This is a genomic window from Rhodoferax sp. GW821-FHT10B06 (assembly GCF_059415605.1).
Genome location: NZ_JBWKNO010000025.1, coordinates 54,375 through 61,232, shown reverse-complemented (window position 1 = coordinate 61,232; position 6,858 = coordinate 54,375). Strand labels below are relative to the sequence as shown.

Annotated in this window: 3 protein-coding genes; all 3 read right to left on the bottom strand. The window is 65.9% G+C overall.

Going from position 1 to position 6,858, the window contains the following annotated elements:
* Window positions 1–278: 278 nt before the first annotated feature.
* The 3 genes from AC07O2_RS24945 to AC07O2_RS24935 all read right to left on the bottom strand — a co-directional run bounded on the left by AC07O2_RS24945 (window position 279) and on the right by AC07O2_RS24935 (window position 6,626).
* Window positions 279–773 carry a DinB family protein gene (locus AC07O2_RS24945; RefSeq protein ID WP_495234824.1) on the bottom strand — a complete coding sequence of 165 codons (495 nt, stop codon included), beginning with the start codon at window positions 771–773 and terminating at the stop codon, window positions 279–281.
* A 75-nt stretch (window positions 774–848) separates the two neighbouring features.
* Complete coding sequence (locus AC07O2_RS24940) at window positions 849–5,912, bottom strand: alpha-2-macroglobulin family protein (RefSeq protein ID WP_495234823.1); 5,064 nt, start codon at window positions 5,910–5,912, stop codon at window positions 849–851.
* Window positions 5,913–5,975: 63 nt separating this feature from the next.
* Entirely contained in the window at window positions 5,976–6,626 is a 651-nt protein-coding gene (locus AC07O2_RS24935) for a phosphatase PAP2 family protein (RefSeq protein WP_495106931.1), read from the bottom strand.
* Between the last annotated feature and the right edge of the window lie 232 nt (window positions 6,627–6,858).

Here is a 6,858-nt window from a genome sequence, read left to right as displayed (position 1 = left end):
TTCTTTTGGGTACTTTTCTTTGGCGAAGCAAAGAAGAAGTACCTCGCCCGCCGGGGCGAACTCCCGGCCGGGGATGCTGGCAGCATCCACCCAATCTAAAAGCTCAAGCCAAATCGACCGCTAGCGCAGAAGATACCTGCGCGAGAAGCTATCAATTTGAGAGTGATCGTAAATCCAGCCCTGGGGTCAGAGCCGAAATGCGGGTAGGCGTGGTGGGCCTCGATGGGCAGACAGAGCGCAATTCGGATCTGACCCCATGGCCTAGCGCCGAGGTGCCTTTATGCCGGTTCCCGTCGCCCCGGCTCTGCGGCGTGGATGAAGACGGTATAGGTATCTGCCGGGCGCGGGGCCTGTGCCAGATCCAGCGCATGGCCTATGGCGCCACGGTGGTAGGTGCCGTGGTTGACGAAGTGGAACAGCGCCTCCTCGCGGTTCAGGCGGCCGGCCTGGCCGTCTACAAACTGGAAGTGGATGGATGCGGCAAGCTGCTCGGGCGACAGCGCTGCGGCATAGGGCAGCAGCCAGGCGTTGGATGCGGACAGTCTGCGGTCCAGTTCTTCCAGGGTGGGCACAACCTCCGTGTTGGTGCTGGCATGGGGCTCCGCCTGGCCGAGCAGGCGGGCGCGGAACAGTTCTTCCACCCGCACTATATGGTTCAGCTGCTGGCGGGCGAAGGCCAGGGACGATGGGAAGCGCTGTGCATCGATCTGGGCCACGGCGTCCAGCGTGCGGCGGTCGGCCCATTGTTTGTAGCGGAGGGCGTTGTTCAGCATGGGGTATATAGAGAAATAGGCTGCCAGCGCAGGTAATGCCTGCGCTGGCAGCTATTTATTTAATAGTAAAAGGTCTTACTTGGCGCGCGGGTCTGTGACCATCACGTCGGCCTCGGGCTTGCCCACACCTCGGATGTCGGGGCGGTACATGTCCTCGGCGAACGGGGCGGGCACGACGAACTTGCCGGGGGTGACCACGCGCAGCAGGTAGAACAGGTCGAGCTTGCTGCCGTCCAGCTCGGCGGCCACCACGAAGCGGTCGTCGCGGTATTCGCTGTGCTTGATGCGCTCGTTTTGCAGCGCCTGGCCCACGTTCACGCCTTCTACGGTGAATTCGCTGGCCTGGACGCCCTGGCTGAGGTTGAGGTTTTCTACCTCCATGCCGGCGGGGATGCGGTCTATCACCATCGCGTCCTTGACGCGCTGCTTGGCTTGGACGCGCAAGCGCACCACCACCATGTCGCCGGTCTTGAACTGGCGGGTGTCGAGCTTGGCGCCGCTGGTGGACCACCAAGTCCGCTCCAGGCTGATGCGGTCGTCCTGCGGCGGTAAGGGCTTGACGGGGTAGCCCTCGGCGGCGACTTCGACGAACAGGGGTTCGCTGTTCTTGCTGGTCAGGCTGATGCCGCGTTTGAGCGCGGCCACGTCGAAGCTGCGCAGCTCGGTGGTCTTGCTGCTGAGGTTCTCGGTGTTGGCGCCGGTTTGCAGGCTGGCGGTCCAGGCCTGGTCGCCTGCACCACCGGCAGCGCGGGCCGCCAGGAACAGAGCCAGCTTTTCCTGGGTGGAGTAGTACTGGCGTTTGTCGAAGTCAGCGGCCAGGTCCAGCAGCAGGTTTTCACGCTGCGGGTGGGCGACTTTGTGGCGCAGGAGCAGGGCGTAGGCCATGGCCTTGTCGCGCACGCGCGAGCCGTAGTCGCCCAGCCATTCGCCCCAGTAGCCGTTGTTGGCGGGGTTGATGCCGTAGTCCAGCTTCAGGGCCTCGTCGAAGGCGGTCTTGGCGCGGGTCTCGTCACCCATCAGCTGCAGGGCCAGGCCCAGGTGCACCAACACCAGGGGCGAGCGGGCGTTGCCGCGGTAGTCGTCAAACAAGGTGCGCAGCGTGGCCAGCGGAGCTTTCTGCGCACGTGCCAGGATGTAGCCGGCGTGGGCGGCCTCGGACAGGCGTTGGTGGGCCATGCGCAGGGCTTCAACCTCGCGGTAGTCGGCCACGCGGCCCTGGGCATCGCGGTGGATGTCCTTGGGCGGCTTGGTCTGCAGGCCGGGGGCTTTCTGGAACTGCTCCAGCAGCGAGTTAAGGGCGCGGGTCTGCATGGTCTCGGGCACAGCAAAACCGGCGTCGTGCGCGTCCTGCAGAAAGCCGGTGACATAGGCGCTGAGCCAGGCCTCATACGGGCTGCTGGCGGCCCACAGGCCGAAGCCACCTTGCGGCTGCTGCATGCCGGCGAGTCGGCCAAAGGCCACGTCCAGGCGCTTGGCGCGCTCTTCACGCGACAGCGGCTTCATGCCGTAGGCGGTGGCGCCGGCTTCGTCGATGAAGACCAGCGGGTAGGCGCTGCTGGTGGTCTGCTCCAAGCAGCCGTAGGGGTACATCAGCAGCCCTTGTACGGCGGCGCGCACGTCGATGGGCGGCTTGTTCGACAGGCTGAGGCTGACGCGGGCCGAGCCGGCCCAGAAGGCGTCGGCCAGCGCGGGGTCGACCTTGTAGCTGCCGTCCGGCTCCACGCGCACGCGGCGCAGCTCGCGCACCAGCGGGGTGGCGGGCTGGACCTGCAGCGCGGCTTCGCGCACCACCTTCAGCTTGCCGGCGGTGACGGTGAGCTTGATGGGCGCCAGGCCGTAGGCGTCGGTGGCCTCGGCCGTGTAGCGCAGGATGCTGCGCTGCTTGTCGGCCAGCTTCACCGGGGCCTGGGCGCCGGTGATCTTCAGCGGGCTGCTGGCCTCGATCTGCACCTTGACCTCTTGCGGGCTGCCGGAGAGGTTGGTCACGTCCAGCGCGATGGTGGCCACGTCGCCGGGGGCGATGAAGCGCGGCATGGACAGCTCGGCCACCAGTGGGGCGGCGACCACCATTTCAGCGTCGGCGCTGGCGTAGCTGTCAGGTGTGCTGGCCACGGCCATCAGGCGCAGCGTGCCGTTGAAGTCGGGCAGGTCCAGCGGGATGGTGGCCTCGCCATTCGCGTCTAGCTGCACCGGGCCGCTGAACAGGTCCACCAGGCGCACCTTGCGGGGCATGCTTTGGGTGTCGCGTTTGCTGGCGTCGCCGCCGAAGCGTTGCTTGGCCTGGTTGCCGTCCATCTTCTCGATCAGCTTGCCGTAGATGTCCAGCAGGTCGGCGTCATAGCGGTGCCTGCCGAAGAAGAAGTCCACCGGGTTGGGCGTGGCGTAGCGGGTGATGTTGAGAATGCCCACGTCCACAGCGGACAGGGTGACCATGGCCTGGCCGGCCTTGAGGGGCTTGCCCGCGGCGTCGGTCAGCTTGAGCTTCACGGGCACTTTCTGCTCGGGCACGGTCTTGGCCGGTGCCGTGATGGCCAGCTTGAGCTTGCGTGCATCGCGGTTCAGCGGCAGGTGTACCAGGCCCAGCGCACGCGCCGGGGTGATGCGGTCGCCCTGGCTGCCAGGGCGGAAGGCCACCACGCCGATGTACAGGTCATGCCGGTTCCAGGCCGGGTCTACCGGGATCTCGATGGAGGTGCCGCTGGCGCTGACGCTGACGCGCTTTTGGTACAGCACGCGGTCGCCTTCCACGGTGACCAGGGCCTCGCCGTCGTGCGGCGGGGTGATGGTCAGCTTGGCGCGGTCACCGGCCTTGAACGGTGCGCCTTCCAACTTCAGGCCCACGCGGTCGGGGCGGTTGCCCATGTCGTCGGCGTCTTGCGCGCCCCAGCCGGCGTAGAAGCGGTAGCGCGCGGTCTGGCCGGTGGTCGGGTCGTTGATCTCCAGCCGGTAGCGGCCGTATTTGACGGGCAGGGCGATCTTGCTGCGGGCGGCCAGGTTGATGTTGCGGGCCTCGATGAGTTCTTCTTCCTCGTGGTAGCCGCTGTTCCAGCCCCGGTTGTCGTCGTAGCGCCAGTACCACTGGCGTTCCTCGCGCAGCAGGCGGATTTGCAGGCCCTTGGCGGGCACGAACTTGCCCTGGGTGTTAACGCGGGCCACCTCGAATTCGGCCAGGCCGCCTTCGGCCGCGATGTCGCGGTCGAACAGGGGGCGTATGCCGACCAACTCGGCGGCGGGCCACCAGGCGCGTTCGATGGAGCGCACCACCGGGCGGCCACCCGATTCCAGCAGGCTGAAGCTGGCGCGCACCTGCATGGGCGAGCTGCGCTCGCTCAACTCCAGTGGTACATCGACCTCGGCCTTGCCGGCGTCGTCCAGGGCGTTCTCGCCCAGGTCTTGGCGCTTCTTGGCGCTGTCATCGGCGATATCGCCAAAGATGAAGCCGGGCCAGGTTTGCGGCAGGGCCACGCGCAGGCGCTCCACCGCCAGGCTGGCCAGCAGGCGGTTGCCGGCGGCGGGGGCGCCGTAGAGGTAGTTGCCTTCGACCTGCACCGTCAGCGCGGCCTTGTCTTGCAGCACGGCATCGGGGGCCTTTAGGTCTAGCTTCATGCGCTCGGGCAGGAACTCTTCGACCTGGAAGCTCCAGGCGGCGTCGGGCCGTTTGGCACCGGGGTCCACGCGGGCCTCCAGCAGCCAGCGGCCGGTGGGGGCGTCGGCGGGCAGGTTTAGCGCCTGCTGGTAGTAGGCCGTGCCGCTGGTGGACGGGCGCACGATCTGGGTGGAGACGCTTTCGCCGTCGGGCCGCTTCAGTACCAGGGTGATGGGCAGGGCACCACCAGCCTGGGAAGCGGGGAGGGGGGCGGGCAGGGGCTTGCCATCGGCATCACGGGCCAGCACGGACACGGTGAATTGCTCGCCCGGGCGGTACAGGTCGCGCCCGGCGTAGACGAAGAGCTTCTGGTTGCGCGAGGGGTAGCCGCCTACGTCGTATTCCGACAGGTCCAGCGCCGGGTCGCGCAGGGCGATGACCGACATTTCCTTGCCCTTGCGGGCGACGATGGCGCGGCCCTTGTCGGTGCGGCCATCCAGCACGGCGTGGCCTTCACCGTCGGTGTTGACCTGGGCCAGGTTCTTGCCGTTTTCATCGATCAGCGTCAGCTCGATGCCACGCAGGGCTTCGCCGCTTTTGAGCGAGGTGGTGAACACATCGGTTTGCTCGGCATGGCGGCGCACGTGCAGGCCGATATCGGTCACGTAGAAGTAGGTGACCTGGAAGTCCCAGCCAAAGCGGCCGGGCGTGTTCATCACCGCCACGTAGACGCCGGGCTCTTGCAGTTCCTTGATCTTCTCGACCGGAAGGAAGCTGACGTTGCGCCGATTCGGCCGTGCATCGGTGGTGAAGCGCGACATGTAGACGCTGCTGGACATCTCTCGCAGTTTGTCCAACTGGTAGCCGCCTACCGTACCCTTGAGCTTGCTGCCGGGGTCCTGGTAGCTGTTGTCGTAGTCGCCTTCATCTTCGTCGTCCGTGTGGTTGCGGCGGTCTTGGCGGCCACCGACTTGCTCCAGGAAGGCCGGCAGCGACTCGGCGTTCACGCGCAGGAACTGCACGTCTACCTCGGGGGTGTTGATAGTGACTACCGGCAGACCACCGTTTTGGCCTGCGGGCAGCACGATGCCTTTGCTGGCGAAGTAGAAGGATTCGGGCATCGCCTCGCTCTTCACGCTGCAGTTGTGCGCTGCGCCCAGGGTGCCACCGGCCGCGGCCGTCAGGCCTTCGCTGAGCGCGATGTTGTAGGTGCGGTCGGGCGTGGCGAACGGTAGGTAGAGCACGCGTGGGTTGTCGCCCAGCACCCAGCGGGCATCTATGGGGCGGGCGCTCTCGGGTTTTTCACCTTCGGTGGCCTTGATCAGCTTGGCCCAGTCCTGCGAGCGCGCCAGCGGCTGGGTGAACATGACCGCGAGGGCAGGGGAGCCGTCTAGTAGGCGTGCCTTGCAGTCCACCCAGGCGAAGGGCTCGGCGCTGCCCACATCCACGCGGCTGGGCGTGGACGGCTGTGACAGATACCAACCAATGCCTGCGGCCACTGCGGCAACGATGGCAAGCACGGCGGCGAGGAGGCGCCAGGAGCGAATTTTCATGGAGGCAGTCCCGTCATGTGACGACAAAAGGGACGGCCAGTTTAGCCGCGTAAAGTTATGTGTTTACGGGGCTTTTTCCTCTGCTTTGTGCATGTCTGCACGGCGGTAAGGCGTGTCGTGCGCGGCCAGTTCCAGTGCCAGCCGGGTCACCATATCGTGCGAGCGTGACGGTGCTGCCTGCAGGGGCATGATGCTGAGCCAGCCGACCACGGGCAGCAGTGCCCAGCGTCCGGGCATGCCGTGGTGGGTGTACTGGCTGCGCCAGATGGTCCAGGCGCTGGCGGTGGTGCCCAGCACAAAACCGGCCACCACTTCGGACCAGGAATGCACCTGGATGTATACCCGGCTCCAGGCAACCAGCAGGGCCAGTGCGTAGCCGCCCATGACCGCCAGGCGTACTGTGCGTGCGTTGCGCGCGTGCGCCGTCAGGGTATAGGCCAGCACCGGGTAGATGGCGGCGGAGAACATGGCATGGCCCGAGAAGCCGGTGAAGTCCAGCGCCGCAATCCCCAGGCCCCAGCCTATGAAGGCGATCTTGGACGCCGTGGTGACTGCAATGACCAGGCCCAGCGGCACCAGCCAGCCCAATACCGGACGCAGCGAGCGGGTGGACGCCACCATCCACACGGCCAGTACGGCTGCCATGGGCAGCACGATGCCCATTTCACCAAAACGGGTGATCCAGTAGGGGGCTTTGGCCAGGTAATAAGACATCCGCTGATTTTACGGGCCGTGCTGCGCCGCAGCATTTCTCTGCGCTATATGCCCTTGACCTTGGAGCATCACCAGTTGGCCACTAAAGTGTAAAAAGTTGTAGCACGCCCTGTGATTCCCCAATGAGCCCGCGGCGGGTGGGTGCAGTGTGTTGTGTCTGGAAAATAGCTGCTGTGGGCGCGCTGTTTAAACGTATTCCATGCATTCTGCTGGGCCATTGTGGGCTATATTG

Coding starts and splice junctions, on each gene's coding strand:
- AC07O2_RS24945 (WP_495234824.1), bottom strand. CDS start 773: ATGCTGAACAACGCCCTCCGCTACAAACAATGGGCCGACCGCCGCACG.
- AC07O2_RS24935 (WP_495106931.1), bottom strand. CDS start 6,626: ATGTCTTATTACCTGGCCAAAGCCCCCTACTGGATCACCCGTTTTGGT.
- AC07O2_RS24940 (WP_495234823.1), bottom strand. CDS start 5,912: ATGAAAATTCGCTCCTGGCGCCTCCTCGCCGCCGTGCTTGCCATCGTT.